14 protein-coding genes are annotated in these 14,937 nt (G+C 56.1%); 8 read left to right on the forward strand and 6 right to left on the reverse strand.

The window, feature by feature from the left end; genetic code table 11:
• Window positions 1–177 precede the first annotated feature (177 nt).
• Window positions 178–2,217, reverse strand: a complete 2,040-nt coding sequence (locus SERS4_RS0118645) for a TonB-dependent receptor domain-containing protein (protein ID WP_017893612.1) — start codon at window positions 2,215–2,217, stop codon at window positions 178–180.
• A gap of 394 nt (window positions 2,218–2,611) precedes the next feature.
• Here SERS4_RS0118645 and SERS4_RS0118650 point away from each other — a divergent pair, with 394 nt between their 5' ends.
• The 4 genes from SERS4_RS0118650 to SERS4_RS0118665 all read left to right on the forward strand — a co-directional run bounded on the left by SERS4_RS0118650 (window position 2,612) and on the right by SERS4_RS0118665 (window position 6,915).
• Entirely contained in the window at window positions 2,612–3,682 is a 1,071-nt protein-coding gene (locus tag SERS4_RS0118650; RefSeq protein ID WP_017893613.1) for a YncE family protein, read from the forward strand.
• An 8-nt stretch (window positions 3,683–3,690) separates the two neighbouring features.
• On the forward strand, window positions 3,691–5,862 hold the full coding sequence (locus SERS4_RS0118655) for a TonB-dependent siderophore receptor (protein WP_026142479.1): 2,172 nt from the start codon (window positions 3,691–3,693) through the stop codon (window positions 5,860–5,862).
• Between the two features lie 130 nt (window positions 5,863–5,992).
• Window positions 5,993–6,472 carry a tetratricopeptide repeat protein gene (locus tag SERS4_RS0118660; protein ID WP_017893615.1) on the forward strand — a complete coding sequence of 160 codons (480 nt, stop codon included), beginning with the start codon at window positions 5,993–5,995 and terminating at the stop codon, window positions 6,470–6,472.
• An 11-nt stretch (window positions 6,473–6,483) separates the two neighbouring features.
• Window positions 6,484–6,915, forward strand: coding sequence for a GNAT family N-acetyltransferase (locus SERS4_RS0118665; RefSeq protein WP_017893616.1), 432 nt, complete (start codon window positions 6,484–6,486; stop codon window positions 6,913–6,915).
• A 90-nt stretch (window positions 6,916–7,005) separates the two neighbouring features.
• Here the strand turns inward: SERS4_RS0118665 and SERS4_RS0118670 are convergent, their stop codons facing one another.
• On the reverse strand, window positions 7,006–7,431 hold the full coding sequence (locus SERS4_RS0118670; protein WP_012146211.1) for a GNAT family N-acetyltransferase: 426 nt from the start codon (window positions 7,429–7,431) through the stop codon (window positions 7,006–7,008).
• A gap of 229 nt (window positions 7,432–7,660) precedes the next feature.
• On the opposite strand from SERS4_RS0118670, the gene SERS4_RS0118675 reads away from it, so the two are divergent.
• The 4 genes from SERS4_RS0118675 to SERS4_RS0118690 are packed head-to-tail and all read left to right on the forward strand — an operon-like array spanning window position 7,661 to window position 10,009.
• Window positions 7,661–8,026, forward strand: a complete 366-nt coding sequence (locus tag SERS4_RS0118675; RefSeq protein ID WP_017893617.1) for an ArsC family reductase — start codon at window positions 7,661–7,663, stop codon at window positions 8,024–8,026.
• The gene (gene dapE / locus SERS4_RS0118680) at window positions 8,023–9,150 is read left to right on the forward strand and encodes a succinyl-diaminopimelate desuccinylase (protein WP_012146213.1); all 1,128 of its coding nucleotides are present in this window, start codon (window positions 8,023–8,025) and stop codon (window positions 9,148–9,150) included. The genes SERS4_RS0118675 and dapE overlap by 4 nt, the downstream gene beginning before the upstream one ends.
• Window positions 9,147–9,821, forward strand: coding sequence for a M15 family metallopeptidase (locus tag SERS4_RS0118685; RefSeq protein WP_017893618.1), 675 nt, complete (start codon window positions 9,147–9,149; stop codon window positions 9,819–9,821). Before dapE ends, SERS4_RS0118685 begins: the two co-directional genes overlap by 4 nt.
• Window positions 9,822–9,823: 2 nt before the next feature.
• Window positions 9,824–10,009, forward strand: coding sequence for a YpfN family protein (locus tag SERS4_RS0118690; RefSeq protein WP_012146215.1), 186 nt, complete (start codon window positions 9,824–9,826; stop codon window positions 10,007–10,009).
• A gap of 153 nt (window positions 10,010–10,162) precedes the next feature.
• On the opposite strand, the gene ypfH is transcribed toward SERS4_RS0118690, so the two are convergent.
• From ypfH to purC, 4 genes are all read right to left on the reverse strand, one after another.
• Window positions 10,163–10,852, reverse strand: coding sequence for an esterase (gene ypfH, locus SERS4_RS0118695; protein WP_017893619.1), 690 nt, complete (start codon window positions 10,850–10,852; stop codon window positions 10,163–10,165).
• A gap of 117 nt (window positions 10,853–10,969) precedes the next feature.
• Window positions 10,970–12,982, reverse strand: a complete 2,013-nt coding sequence (locus tag SERS4_RS0118700; protein WP_017893620.1) for a tRNA(Met) cytidine acetyltransferase TmcA — start codon at window positions 12,980–12,982, stop codon at window positions 10,970–10,972.
• A gap of 201 nt (window positions 12,983–13,183) precedes the next feature.
• Complete coding sequence (locus SERS4_RS0118705) at window positions 13,184–14,050, reverse strand: neutral zinc metallopeptidase (RefSeq protein ID WP_012146218.1); 867 nt, start codon at window positions 14,048–14,050, stop codon at window positions 13,184–13,186.
• A gap of 164 nt (window positions 14,051–14,214) precedes the next feature.
• Entirely contained in the window at window positions 14,215–14,928 is a 714-nt protein-coding gene (gene purC, locus SERS4_RS0118710; RefSeq protein ID WP_012146219.1) for a phosphoribosylaminoimidazolesuccinocarboxamide synthase, read from the reverse strand.
• Between the last annotated feature and the right edge of the window lie 9 nt (window positions 14,929–14,937).

Genomic DNA, 14,937 nt, shown 5'->3' on the forward strand with positions numbered 1-14,937 from the left:
AAGAGCTTCGGGAACGATGCCGCCCACGAAAACCGGGGATAGTGCACATTTTCGTATTTATCTGATCAATGGATATTCCCGACTATTCCCTTCCGGTATTAACTCATCAAATCAGCGGCAGAAAAGATCTAACCCGGCCGCAGTTGGCAAGCGGCCGGGTAATTTGCTCGGCAAAAGTTAGAAATCGACACGTAAGCCGAGGTTATAACGGCGGCCTTCCAACTGCGGATATTCTCCCCAACTGGTGGTGCGCTTTGGCGCACTATCGAAAATGTTGTACACACCCGCCATCACCTGGGTGTGTTTGTCGAAGTGGTAAATTACCCCGCTATCGAGCAAAGCATAAGCGCCATAGCGGGTATGGTCGCCGGTCTCCTCATTGCGGCTGCGATAATTGACTTTGGACCAGACGTCCAGCGCCGATGTCGCTGCCAACTTGGCGGATAAGTTGGCCATGTGTTTCGGGAAGTCATTCAGGGCATAACCCTTATTAACGCCGTTTTTCTGTTCGCTTTTGTTGAAGGTGTAGTTGGCGCTAAAACTCAGAAGGTCCGTGGCCTGCCAGTCTGCGTTAAGCTCAAGACCGTAGACGTTGGCCTTGCCAATATTGAAATACTTATCGATGGATTCTGCGCTATACCCGTTAACCACGCAGGGGTGGTTCGCGCTCGCTTCACAGATATTCACCTCCGCGATCTTGTCCTTGAAGTCGGTATAAAACACCGTTGCGTCAAAAGAAAGATCGCGATTGTTGTTCCAGTACAGCCCCAGTTCGGTGTTCAGGCTGGTTTCCGGTTTCAACTCGCTGTTGCCCACCGACAGATAGGGATAAGGCGGGTTACTGCCACGCGGCGTAATGAATTGATCGGAGTTTTCCCGCAGCGACGGTTTTTTATAGCCGGAAGAAACACCGCCCTTCAGCGCCCAGGCTGAATCGAGGATCCAGTTGCCATAGAGTTTCGGGCTAATGTGGGTGCCAAAGTAGTTGTCGCGATCCATACGCGCCGAGGTAGTCAGTGAAAAATCATCAATATTCCATTGTCCTTCGGCGAACAGCGCCCAGCCGTCGCGCGAGATTTTGGTGACGGGCTCAATCCCTGGCGCCCGCTTGCTGTCAGCATAGAAATCGTCATTCAGCGTTTCACGGCTGTAGTTGGCGCCAAGGGTCAGGTTGTGCTCACCCAGGCTTAGCTTGGCCTGGCTGTTCAGCACATAATTCTCGCTCTGAATATGCTGTGGTGCCAGCGTGCTGGTGTGGAAGGTCGACTCACCTTTTTCGTACTGGAAATAGCTGGTGGTGGCCACGCTATCTTCCGCATACCAACCCGAGTGGGTCAGGCTCAGGGCGTCACGATCAAAATCCCAACCCCAGGGCGTACCGCCACCTTTTTCCGTCCGGCTACGTTTTTTCTCCCCTTTGACCAGGTTCAGATCGAACAAATTGGTCTCATTGGCGGCAAAGCCGAGCGTCATGTCGATCGACTTTTTGTTGTTCTTGCTGAACGAGTTGGGTTTTTCGTCCTCGCGTCGATCGAGATAATCTGCCGACAGGCTGAGTCCCAGAACATCGGGTACCAGTGGGCCAATCAGGAACAGGTTGGTCTGTTGGGTATTACCGAACTCCTGATGTTGTTGCAGGAAACTGTTTGCAGCGATCGAGCCCATCCATTCTCGTACGCCAAACGGCTTTTTGGTAATGACGTTGACCACACCGCCGATGGAGTCCGAGCCGTACAGCGATGACATCGGGCCACGGATCACCTCAATACGATCGATGGCCGCCACCGGCGGTAAAAAGCCGGCTTCAGTACCGACATTCTGACCATAGGGACGGGATTCGCCGGTATTCTGCTTGATGCTGTTGACCATGAACGAGGTGTAACTCGAGTCCATACCGCGGATCATAACGTCGCCGGAAACCTCAGTGCCGGCACCATTGCTGACCGACACGCCAGAAATATCCTGAACCGCTTCGGCCACATCGTGGCTGTTCTGCTTCTCGAGCGTCTTTTGATCGATAACCGAAATGCTGGCCGGGGCATATTTCTTGTTCTGCTTGAATCCGGAAGCGGTGACCACCAGTTGGTCTTCCTGCGAGGCGTTATTTTTCTGCTCTGCCTCCCCTTCCTGCGCATAAGCAGGAGGGGCAATAATCAATACCAGCGCCATTGCTCTGGCTATTTGGCTGCGTTTTCCCATGAAGTGTTGATCAATCATAACTATTCCTAATAAAACCTGTTTCCGATTGGTGTTGTAGCCCGCAAAGCATCCAAAAACGGCGGCGTAACAAGAAGTGAGTGGCCAATACCTGCCCACTGCGCACATCACCGGATAACCCCTGTTGATAGTATTTTTATTTACAGTTCTTAACAGTTAGCGGCGAATATAGCGGATATTTTCCCGCATTAAAACGAAATGAAAATCATTACATTCACTAAACAAACGGGAAACAAGATCGCTTAACAAGCCTAATTTATAAGGGCAAACTAATAAATTACTTATATTTCAAACACAAGAGAAACCATCACCATATGATTAATTAAATGATATTGATATTAATTATCAATATCATTAGCATCCTTGAATCGTAAACTGATGTAAAGGAATGTATATGAAATTACCCCTGTTCACCCCAGGCAAAGGTTTCTCTTTCAGCACCCTGACTTCCGCCATGCTGCTGCTGTCTTGCTCAACGCTGGCGGCGGAGCTGCCAGAAAGCCATTTCCAAACCAAACCGGTGGGATACGGCCTGTATGAGCTGGCATTTGATGGCCAAAACAACAGCCTGTTTGCCGCTTCTACCCCTTCATTCGCCAAAGGCAAAAACAGCGGCATTGTCTACCGTATCAATCCGGCCACGCTGGCCACCGATGGGAAAATCATCACCCAACGCCGCGCCTTTGCCACCGCGCTGGATGAAGAACGCCATGTCTTGTACATCGGCAACACCGTCGACGGTTCAGTAACGATGATCGATACCCAGAGCGGTAAAGAACTCGCTACCGTCCAGCTCAGTGAAAGCATGAAAGACGACCAATTCGTCCCGACGCGTGAAATGGTGCTCGATAAGAAAAATCAGCGTTTGTATGTCTCTGGCACCGCTCAGAAAGGCGTACTGTGGGTGATCGATACCGCCAAACGGGAAAAAATTGCCACCATCAGCAACGTTGGGGAATACCCTACCGGTCTTGCTCTGGACACCGAACGTGGCCATATCTACTGCGTTAACGGCGGCGGTGAACTGATTACCCTGGACGCCACCAGCCACAAGATCCTCAAGCGTCTGGTGGTGGAACCCGCTAAAAAACACTTCTTCTTGAATATCAGCCTGGACAGCAAAACCGGCCGTGCCTTCCTCACCGATCCTGACCTGCCGAAGGTGCTGGTTGTCGATATCAACAGCGGCAAAATCCTGCACCAGATTGAGGTGATCAACTCACTGGCGGTGCTGTTCAACCCGGCACGCAACGAAATCTACATCACGCACCGCGAGGCCAAACGCATCAGCATCGTGGACAGCAATAGCTACCAGGTCAAAAACAGCATCCTCACCACCGCACTGCCTAACAGCCTGGCCCTTTCTGCGGACGGCAATACCCTCTTTGCCAGCATCAAGCAGTCCAAGGAAGAGATGGAGAAAAAGCAGGATTATCTGCTCAAGATTAATCTCGGCGAACTATGAGGCAGGTAATGACGAGTTTTATGATTCGCCTCTCCGGTGGCGCACTACTGTGCCTGCCGGTGATGGTGGCACAGGCTGCGGGGACCGAGCAGGCTCCCCGCCCACAGAAAGAAGAAACCCTGGAAGTGGTCGCTTCGCCGTTCAGCGATGACGGCAGCACCGAGAACACCGGCTCCTACACCACCAGCCAGATGACCACCGCGACCGGCTTGCCGCTGAGCATCAAGGATACGCCGCAGTCGGTTTCGGTCATCACCCGCCAGCAAATTGACGATATCAACGCTTATTCGCTGAAGGATATTCTGCGCTGGTCCACCGGCGTCAGCGAGAGTAACTACGATAGCGAACGCTCCTCGTTCAATTACCGCGGTTTTAGCGTCGATAATTATCAATACGACGGCGTGCCCACCTTCTTTGATTCCGGCTATTCCGGCGGTGAGTCAGAAATTGACTCGATCACCCTCGATCATGTCGAAATCGTCCGGGGTGCCGCCGGTTTGCTGAACGGCGTCGGTAATCCGGGGGCGGCCATCAACCTGGTCAGAAAGAAAGCCTCCAGCCTTTCGCCTTTTGCCCGCGTCGAACTCTCCGCCGGTTCCTGGGATCACTACCGCACCACGGTCGATGTCGGCACACCGCTCAACGACGAAGGCACCGTCCGGGTACGCGTCGCGGCCGCCGGCGAACGCAGTCACTCGTTTATGGACAGGCATCAGGAACGTAAAGGCACAATCTATGGCACGCTGGAAGCCGATCTGAGCAGCGATACGTTGCTGCGCCTGGGCGCGGATTATCAGCAGAACCGGCCTAAAGCCTCCACCTGGGGCGGTGCCCTGCCGACCGGCTGGTTCAGCGACGGCAGCGAGATCAATTGGGATCGCCACTACAGCGGCGCTTCTGACTGGTCGAGCTGGGATACCACGCTCAGCACCCAGTTCGCGACGCTGGAGCACCAGTTCGATAACGACTGGAAAGGCGTGGCCAACTACACCCATAGCCGTCAGGCTTTCGATGCCAAAATGGCGATGAGTCTTGGTGGGCTAATCGATCCCGATACCTGGGCGGTGAAACCTTCAAGCCCTTATGCCGGGCGTTATGAGGGTTACCGCGATCAGCATGCGGTCGACCTGAAACTGAACGGTGATTTCAGCCTGCTGGGCCGCAACCACAAATTTGTGGTGGGCAGTTCTTCCGCCTGGCAGCACAGTTACAGCACCTATCGTAGTGCCAGCGCCTCACAACTGTTTAGCGGCAGCTTACTGGACTGGAACGGTGGCCTGGGTGAACCCGAGTGGTCGGACAAAATGCCACAGATGGATTACCGCACGCGGCAAATCGGCTTCTACAGCAGCGCTGACTTTTCGCTAACCGACCGTCTGGATCTGGTGCTCGGTGCCCGCTTCAACAGCTTTAAAAACACCACGACCACCACCGCAAACAAGGTCACGCCGTTCGTCGGCACGGTTTATAAGCTGACCGATCAGGTCTCTGCCTATGCCAGCTACACCGACATCTTCAAGGATCAGAACCTGCTCGACAGCAGTGGCCACTATCTGGCACCGATCGAAGGGGTGAACAAAGAGGTGGGTATCAAAGCCGCGTTGCTCAATGACCGGCTCAACCTGTCGCTGTCGGCATTCCGCATCACGCAGGACAACCTGGGCGTGCTGGACGAAGACACCGCCAATCTGGACTGGCTGCAGCAGACCTATCATGAGAGCCAGGGTGCCACCAGCAAGGGCATCGAGTTCGAACTGAACGGTGAGCTGGCCCAGGGCTGGAACGCGCAGTTTGGCATCACGCACTTCTCGTTGAAGGACAAGGATAAGGTTGATCTCAACACCGAGCAGCCGCGCACTCGTATCAACCTGTTCACCACCTACCAACTGACGGGTGCCTTGCGCGACCTGACGCTGGGCGGCGGCGCACGCTGGCAGAGCAAGGTTTACGCCAACGTTAGCGGGGCCGATAACGGTGAAATGGTGCAGCGCAAAGCCGAGCAAGGATCTTATGTCCTGGTCGATGCAATGGCACGCTACAGGCTAACGCCGCAAACCTCGGTGCAACTTAACCTGAACAACGTTTTCGACCAGAAATACTACTCGCAGGTTAATTTCTACAGTACCCGCAACTATGGCGAACCGCGTAACTTCATGCTTACGCTCAAACACGAGTTCTGATTATCCGCAGTAAACTGGCCCCAGACTACGGGGCCAACCTTCCCTCTGTAATGCCTTAGCCCTTGTGCGATGAATTCTTCCGTAGTAGCGTGCAAAAGATACAAAAACCTTACTCACCCAAGGCCATATGATGTCTCCTACGCTGACCATCGAACAATTGAAAGAGTTGGGCCGCTATCAGGAAGCGACCGAACTGGCGCAACAACAGTTACTGCAACAACCGGAAGCCGCCGGGCTGCACTACCAATTGGCTTGCCTGTACGACGTTCAGGGGTTTGAGCAGCAGGCCATTCCCTGCTACCTCGCGGCACTGGCGCGCAATTTGCCGGCGACGCAGCGGCAGGAAGCCTGGCTTGGCCTGGGCAGTACCTACCGGGCGCTAGGCCTGTACCAACAGTCGCTGGCCGCCTTCGACGACGGATTGAGCGAGTTCCCGCAGGCCAAAGAACTCACGCTGTTCCGCGCCATGACGCTGTATAACCTGGGTGAAACCAAACAGGCGGTCGCGGATTTGCTGTTACTGCTGGCAGAAACTTCCTCGCATAGCGACATCAGCAGTTACCAGCGTGCGATCCGTCAATACGCCGCCGATCTGGATCGGATTGGCTAAGTGAGGCTGATATGGAAATAGTGACTGACCCGAACCGCTACGGCGTCGACTGGCTGCAGTTGGCCGGGCTACTGGAAACCGCCGGATTGGGCCAGCGCGATCCGCTGGTATTGCAGCGCGTTTATCAGCACAGCCAATTTTGCTACTGGGGCTACCTGGATGGCCGACTGATCGCCACCGCCCACGCCATTAGCGACATGACTTCGGTGGCCTATCTGGCCGACGTAGCCCTGCATCCGGATTTTCAGGGCCGGGGATTGGGACGACAATTGATGGATCGGGTGATGCAGGATCTGGCCCCGCTCGGCAAAGTGTTTATCTACTCGGTACCCGACAAGCTGGAGTTCTACAAAAAGTATCACTTCCGTGAGCTGACCACCGGCATGGTCTATGCCGATAGCGCGGCTTTGGAACGCCTGCAGCACAATGGTTATGTCCGCTGAAAAAACCTTAAAGGAACATTGCTCCCAAGATCAGAAAAAAGCCTGAGTTATAAATTACGTCAGGCCGGAGAATAATTTCCGGCCAGTCATCTACAGCGTCTTCATCATAAAGACTCGGCTGGTGCCTGCCGGCAGACAGGGCACCTCACCAAAGCGCGTCCAGCCGTTCAACTCATAAAACTTTGGTGCCTGAAAGCTGATGGTGTACAGCACGGCGGAAACGCAGCCCCTGCGCCGCCCTTCCAATTCGAAACGACGCAGCAACTCACTGCCCAATCCTGAGCCACGCAGCGATTTTGGCAGATGAAACAGATCGACAAACAGCATGCCCAACGATGAACGCCCGCTAATGCCGCCCAGCACCTCGCCGCTGTTCGGGTCTCTCACCACCACCGCCAACGGGCGACGATCGTTGGTGCCGGTAACTTCATCGTTATATTGATTCAGCCCTTCTGCAATCAGCGCTTCTATTTCGTCAATGCCGCTTTCGGTAACTTCAATTCGGTAATTTTCCATAGTCTTCTTCTATGTAGGGTAACTGAGTAGCACATTGAGATTAGCAAAAAAGCACCGCAATAAACGCGATCGGGATTTTTTCAGCTTTCCCCGGTCTTTCAGACCATTGTACGGTGGAACTCCCCGCCATTTTTCGGCATGCTGGTCGCTGGCATTTATTTCACCGCCACCGGCGGTTTACCACCGGCCCCACGCGCCGGTGTCAGGTTGCAGAGAAGGTTCTTACTCCATGACGTTGACCATGTACGGCATCAAAAATTGTGACACCATCAAAAAAGCACGCCGCTGGCTGGAAGAACAGGGTGTGGCTTACCAATTTCACGACTACCGCGCCGACGGGCTGGACGAACAGCAACTGCGCGGCTTTGTCGAACGTCTCGGTTGGGAACCGCTGCTCAATACCCGCGGTACCACCTGGCGCAAGCTGGATGAAGCGCAGCGCACCGCCTGCAACAATGCCGATGCCGCCATCGCGCTAATGCTGGCGCAGCCGGCAATCATCAAACGCCCACTGCTGGACGACGGCAACGGACACGCCCTGCTCGGCTTCAGCGCCGAAGGCTACCAGCAATTTATTTCCGAGGTGGCAGCATGACTTGCCCGGTTATCGAACTGGCTCAACAGTTGATCAAGCGCCCGTCGCTCAGCCCGCACGATGAAGGCTGTCAGGCACTGATGATTGAACGTCTGGAAGCCATTGGTTTTACCGTTGAGCCGATGCCTTTCGGCGATACCCTGAATTTCTGGGCCTGGCGTGGCGAAGGCCAAACCCTGGCGTTTGCCGGCCACACCGACGTCGTGCCAACCGGCGACGAAAAACGCTGGGACAACCCGCCGTTTGAGCCGACTATCCGCGACGGCATGCTGTATGGCCGTGGCGCGGCAGACATGAAAGGCTCGCTGGCGGCAATGGTCGTGGCGGCCGAACGTTTCGTCGCGGCCAATCCGCATCATCAGGGCCGTTTGGCATTCCTGATCACCTCCGATGAAGAAGCCAGCGCGACCCATGGCACGGTGAAAGTGGTGGAAGCGCTGATGGCGCGCAATGAGCGCCTGGATTATTGCCTGGTCGGTGAGCCGTCCAGTACCGAACGCGTCGGCGACGTGGTGAAGAACGGGCGTCGCGGCTCGATCACCGCCAACCTGCACATTCACGGCATTCAGGGCCACGTTGCCTATCCACATCTGGCGGATAACCCGGTGCACCGCGCCATGCCGGCCCTCAATGAGCTGGTGGCGATCGAGTGGGATCGCGGCAATGAATTCTTCCCGCCGACCAGCATGCAGATTGCTAACGTGCAGGCCGGTACCGGCAGCAACAACGTGATCCCGGGCGAGATGTTCGTTCAATTCAACTTCCGCTTTAGTACCGAATCGACCGACGCGACGATCAAACAGCGCGTAGAGGAACTGCTTGAGCGCCATCAGTTGAACTACAGCATCGAATGGCGCCTGTCGGGCCAGCCGTTTCTGACTGCACGTGGCGCGCTGGTGGATGCGGTGGTTAACGCCGTCGAACACTACTCTGAGCTGACGCCGCAGTTGCTGACCACCGGGGGCACCTCCGACGGCCGCTTTATCGCCCAGATGGGCGCGCAGGTGGTTGAGCTGGGGCCAGTCAACGCGACGATCCATAAGGTCAACGAATGCGTACACGCGGCCGATTTGCAACTACTGAGCCGTATGTACCAGCGCATCATGGAGCAATTGGTCGCATGATCACACCGGAAATGTTGACCGGGTGCTCAACCGAGCATCTGGCACCACTGAGCGGTAACCACCGGCTGCAGCCCGCCGCGGTGGCTGCATTCCTCGCCATGCAGCAGGCGGCGCTGGAGGCCGGTTTTGATCTGCAGCCCGCCAGCACATTTCGTGATTTTGGCCGGCAACAGGCGATCTGGAATGGAAAATTCTGCGGCGAGCGCCCAGTATTAGATAAGGACAGTCAGCCAATCGACATCACGCTGCTGTCCACCGGCGAACTTTGCGAAGCGATCCTGCGCTGGTCGGCCTTGCCGGGCGCCAGTCGCCATCACTGGGGCAGCGATCTGGATGTCTACGATCCTTCACTCTTGCCTGCCGGGCAAAAACTGCAGCTGGAGCCCTGGGAATACCAACAAGGCGGCTATTTTTATCCACTCAATCAGTGGATGACGGAACATATGGCCGAATTTGGCTTTTACCGGCCGTTCACCGAAGAGGGTGACGGCGTGGCGGTAGAGCCCTGGCATCTGAGCTACCGTCCGCTGGCGCTTGAAGCCGAGCATCTGCTGACGCCGGAGCTGCTGCTGGCGGCCTGGAAAAATAAGGACGTCGCCGGTGCCCAATGGCTTGAAGAGCATTTGCCATCGCTATTTTCGCGTTTTATACGCCCTGAAGGAAAGGAGTGAATATGGAATGGTTAGCAGATTATTGGTGGATTATCCTGCTGATTTTAGTCGGGATGATTATCAGTGGGATCAAAGAGCTACGCCGCGTTGACGTCAAACGCTATCTGGCCGATAAGCCGGAGTTGCCTCCGCACCGCGATAATAACGCCGAGTGGGACGACGACGACGACTGGCCGAAGAAAAAATGATATCAGGGCGCATTATACCCTATGAATTTCAAGTTGCAGTTAGGCGCCCAGCTCGCTCATCCCCAGGCGCTTACTCGAGTAAGTAACTGGGGTGAGCGAGTGCAGGTAACAACGCTGCAACTTGAAAGGCGACGGGTATAAGCGCCCTGAAGTTTATTTAAAGGCCACCAAATCGCCGCGCTTGCCAAACATCGCTTCGTCCCAGTAGCGTTGCGGGACGTAGTAATGCAACCGTTCCAGGGCATCATTCATCATGCCCTGATTGATGGCGTGCCCCACGTCTTCTTCCACGTCCAGCGTGAAATCGACGCCGATAGCCTGCAGCCGCTCAGCCGCCGCCCTGGCATGTTGCACCCTAATTACCGCATCCTGTTCGCCGTGGATCAAATGCACCACGCTGTCACCGAACGCTTTATCAGGCAAACCGGCAAAACGCCCGCTGAAAGCCACGATGCGGCCGGCCAGCCGGGGTTCCACCTTCAAGGCTTCCAGCGCCATGATTGAGCCCTGAGAAAAACCGACCAGCGCGGTACCGGCATCATTCACGCCGCTTTGTTGCTGCCAGTAACGCACGGTTTCGATAAACTTCGGCATCACTTCAGCAATGCGCTCGGCACGGTTTTCTTCGGTCACACCCTGCACCGAAAACCACTGGCGACCGCCACCGGTATCGAAGGCAACAGGGCCACCAATGCTGACTACCTGCGCCTGCGGGAAGTCTTTGGCGAAATAGCTGCCAATCTCACCCATCGCCACCGGAGTATCGCCAACACCGTGAAACAGCAGGATCAGCTGCGCAGCCGGGGTTGCCGGGCTCTGTACAACAAAATGCTCATGTTTCATCGGTGACTCCTCGTGTTGATCAAATTCTGCCCGGCGCCAGATGCCCCGGTTCCTGCCAGCTACTATACGCCGCTGAGAATTCAGGAAAATCGGGTTTTATTGAGCAACATCTTCAATTTATTGCAATGACTGCGACCAGTCGTGCCAGCGCAGGCAATGCTGCGCATCGAGCTGTTCAAGCGCCATTCCCGTCTCTTGTCGCCAGCGACGCAGCAAGGCTTTCTGGCCGCTGAAACCAAGTAGCTCCACGCAACCTGCCGATGTCGTTTGCTGTTGCAGATGCAGCCGCAGTGCGGGCAGCGGCAAAGCGCTGGCTAACAATAAACGCTGTAACGCCCCCAGGCTGGCCTCCAGCGGCCGATGGGCGAAGGCGAATCCGGCCAGTTCACGCCAGTCGTCCTCGCCCAGCCGGGTGTCGCCGTCGTCACCGGTGACTTCCAGTTGCAGATCGATGCGCGGCTGCAACCAGCGCCAATCACGCGCCAGATGCTTGTGTGCCGCATGACGCAGCGCCTCACCCTGCTCGCTCAAGGGCAGAATGGCCATGACGCTGTAGCAACTGCTGCTGGCTTCGATCTTGCTGCCAATACGCGCCAGCTCAAAGCCACAGGACTGCCAAAAGCGCCACAGCGGCTCGGTGTAACCAAAGCTGACCGAAAGATAATCCAGCCCTTGTGCCTGCTGACGCTGCTGCTCGATCAGCCTGCGGGCGATGCCCTGCTGACGCATAGCGGGTAATACCGCAATGCGGGTAATGCGTCTTGAACGCAGCGTCGGTGCCCACCACTGGCCACCGTGCGCCGCCAACGATTGGGCCACCAGATTGCCACGCGGTCGCCGCCTGCCGGCCCAGACTTCGTGCGCCAGTTCGGCACTCAGCCCGCCTTCTTCTACCAGCCACAACGCGCCGACGACCTCATCCTCAACCTGCGCCAGGCCAAAATGCATACCCGGTGCATCCATCAACCGCCGTAAATCGAGCGGTGAAGTCCGGTAATGGGCGCTGCTCAACAGGGCGTAAAAACGCATTAATCGTTGAGGATCGGCACACAGCGTCCTTTGTTCGGCCCCAGTGATACTGACGAGCTTATCAGTCGCCTGCCACGGCGGGAGTTCGTTGAACAGCAACGCGTTATCGATGACACGCTCCAGCGCATCACCCGGCGCCCAACGCATGGGCTGCTGCAACTCCAGCGGCTGAAACTCAGGCAGCCCGGCGCAAAACTTGAGCAAGAAACCCCGGCCAGTGCCTTCATAGCCCTGTACCGTGGTCGTCAGCAGAATGCGGGGGAAATGGTTAACCCACTGCCGTAATAACGGGCCGGGGATCGCCGCCGCCTCGTCCACCAACAGCCAACCCACGTCGCTGACATCATGTTCGCGACAATGGGCCAACAGCGCGTCCGGTGCCCAGAATTGCGCACGGCCCTGCGCCCATTCACCAGCAACCTCGGTAGCCGCTCGGCTGGGCCCGGTGAGCCAGCAGGTCAGCGGCGTGTTGGCCACCAGCATCCCCGCCAGCGTTGACTTGCCGCGCCCACGGGCGGCGGTCAGCACCCAAACGCCTGGCTCAGCGCCGAGTAATTGCGTCAACAACGCTTGCTGCTCGAAAGTCGGTTGGCCATTCGGCGCTTGCCACTGCGGGCGGACCGGCAAAGGTGCCAACGTCAGCGGCTCATCCTGTCGCCAGAGCGTGACTTCGCTGTCCGCCACCAAGTGTTGCTGCAGATGGTGAATGAAGTTTGGGGTAGTGATCGGCTGTGGGCAATCGCTCCAGCGCAGGCTGTCGCTATCCGGCTGTTGGTGCCAGGACTGCCAGGGTGGGGTTAACAGCAACAACCAACTGCCGGCTCGCAGCGTACCGGCCAGCGCGGCCAGCGCTTCAACATCCAAACCATCGGTCGCGTCATACACGGCATGTAATCGTTCCTGCCCCAGCAATGTCCGTACCGCACCACTGGCCAGCGACTGCATGCCGCTGGGCGGGTTTTCCCCCACCCACGGCCAGTCACCCGGCAGGGTTGTCGCCAGCCGGTGCGCTTGCTGGCGACACCATTGCGGCTCGCCACTGAGCACCAGCAGGCGTCTGATGCCCTGCTGCTGCATAAGTTGTTGCATTGCCTGTAACATCAGTATCCAGACCCAGAGCTAAAAAAGTGCCCAGACCGCTGACACCCCCAACGGAAAGTTGGAATGTCAGTATTCACAAACTAAAAACCCAGGAAAATCAATTTATTGATTTTCGGCTGATAGCCACAAAGTGGGGAAAAACCACGCTTTTTCCCCACTTTGTCAACAACATAATGCCGGAGTCAGGCTCCGGCATGCATGTTAACGGGATGCGAAGGTATTGCAGGTGTTAGGGTCACCGCTGTCGAAGCCCTGTTTAAACCAGGTGTAGCGCTGCTGTGAGGTCCCGTGGGTGAAGCTGTCCGGTACCACGCGCCCCTGCCCTTGTTGCTGCAAACGATCGTCGCCGATCGCCTGCGCAGCGTTCAATGCCGCCTGCAGGTCGCCCTCTTCCAACATTTGCTGCTTCTCGGCATATTTGCCCCACACGCCGGCAAAGCAGTCCGCCTGCAGTTCCATTTTCACCGACAGACGATTCACTTCTGCCTGGCTGGCACCCTGCTGCATTTGACGCACTTTAGGCTCAATGCCCAACAGGTTCTGCACATGATGGCCCACCTCGTGCGCCACCACATAGGCCTGGGCGAAGTCACCGCCGGCACCCAGTTTGGTTTTCATATCCTGATAGAACGACAGGTCGATATACACCGTTTTGTCGCCCGGACAATAGAATGGCCCCATCGCCGCCTGACCGGTGCCGCAGCTGGTACGCGTTACGCCGCGATACATCACCAATTTGGGTGGCTGATAGGTTTTACCCATGCGCTGGAAAACTTCTTTCCAGTTATCTTCGGTAGAGGCCAGCACCACCGAGGTAAACTTGGCCAGCTCATCGTCTTTTGGACTGATGCTGGCGCTTTGTTGCTGTGTTTGCGGGCTAACGTCCCCGCCGTTCAACAGCGGTGAAAGATCGATGCCGTAATAGCCGGCCACCAATACCACCACCAGAATGGCGATACCGCCTTTGCCGCGAGGCACGCGGAAACCGCCACCGCCGCCACCCAGACCTGAAGACTGCCCGCGACGATCCTCAACATTGTCACTTTCCCGACGCCCTTGCCAACGCATAAGTAAACTCCAGATTAGGTTTTTGTCATGTTACTTAGATCATTATAAATGCTCAGCGGCAAAGGAAATGTAGAATTTTTCTGGAAATGTAGACAGAAGGAACAGACGGCGGGGAAAGTCAGGGAAATGACGGGGCCAAACGGCCCCGTATAGCGGGAAAGGGCTTAGTCGAGTTTGACGCCGATGCGGCGAGCCACTTCTTCGTAGGCTTCTATCAGGCCACCCAGGCTCTGACGGAAGCGGTCCTTGTCCATCTTGTCCAGGGTGTTTTTGTCCCACAGGCGGCTGCCATCCGGCGAGAATTCATCGCCCAGCACCACTTCGCCGTTGAACAAGCCGAACTCCAGCTTGAAGTCGACCAGGATCAGGCCTGCGTCGTCAAACAGCTTGCTCAGCACGTCGTTCGCCTGGTAGCTCAGCTCACGCATGCGTGCCAGGTGCTGTTTGTTCACCCAACCAAAGGTTTCGCAGTAGGATTCGTTGACCATGGGATCGTGCATTTCATCGTTTTTCAGGAACAGGTCAAACAGCGGTGGATTCAGTACCAGGCCTTCTTCAATGCCCAAACGCTTCACCAGTGAACCGGCAGCACGGTTGCGGATCACGCACTCTACCGGCACCATGTCCAACTTCTTCACCAGAACTTCGTTGTCTGACAGCAGGCGTTCCATTTGCGTCGGGATGCCGGCTTCTTCCAGTTTGCTCATGATGAAATGGTTGAACTTGTTGTTCACCATACCCTTGCGATCAAATTGCTCAATGCGCTGACCATCCAGTGCTGACGTATCGTTGCGGAATTCCAACACCAGCAGATCAGGATTTTCAGTGGTGTAGACGGTTTTTGCCTTTCCGCGATACAGCTCAGCTAGCTTTTGCATCTGACTTAC

Source organism: Serratia sp. S4, from assembly GCF_000347995.1.
In the GTDB taxonomy this organism is placed as follows: domain Bacteria; phylum Pseudomonadota; class Gammaproteobacteria; order Enterobacterales; family Enterobacteriaceae; genus Serratia; species Serratia quinivorans.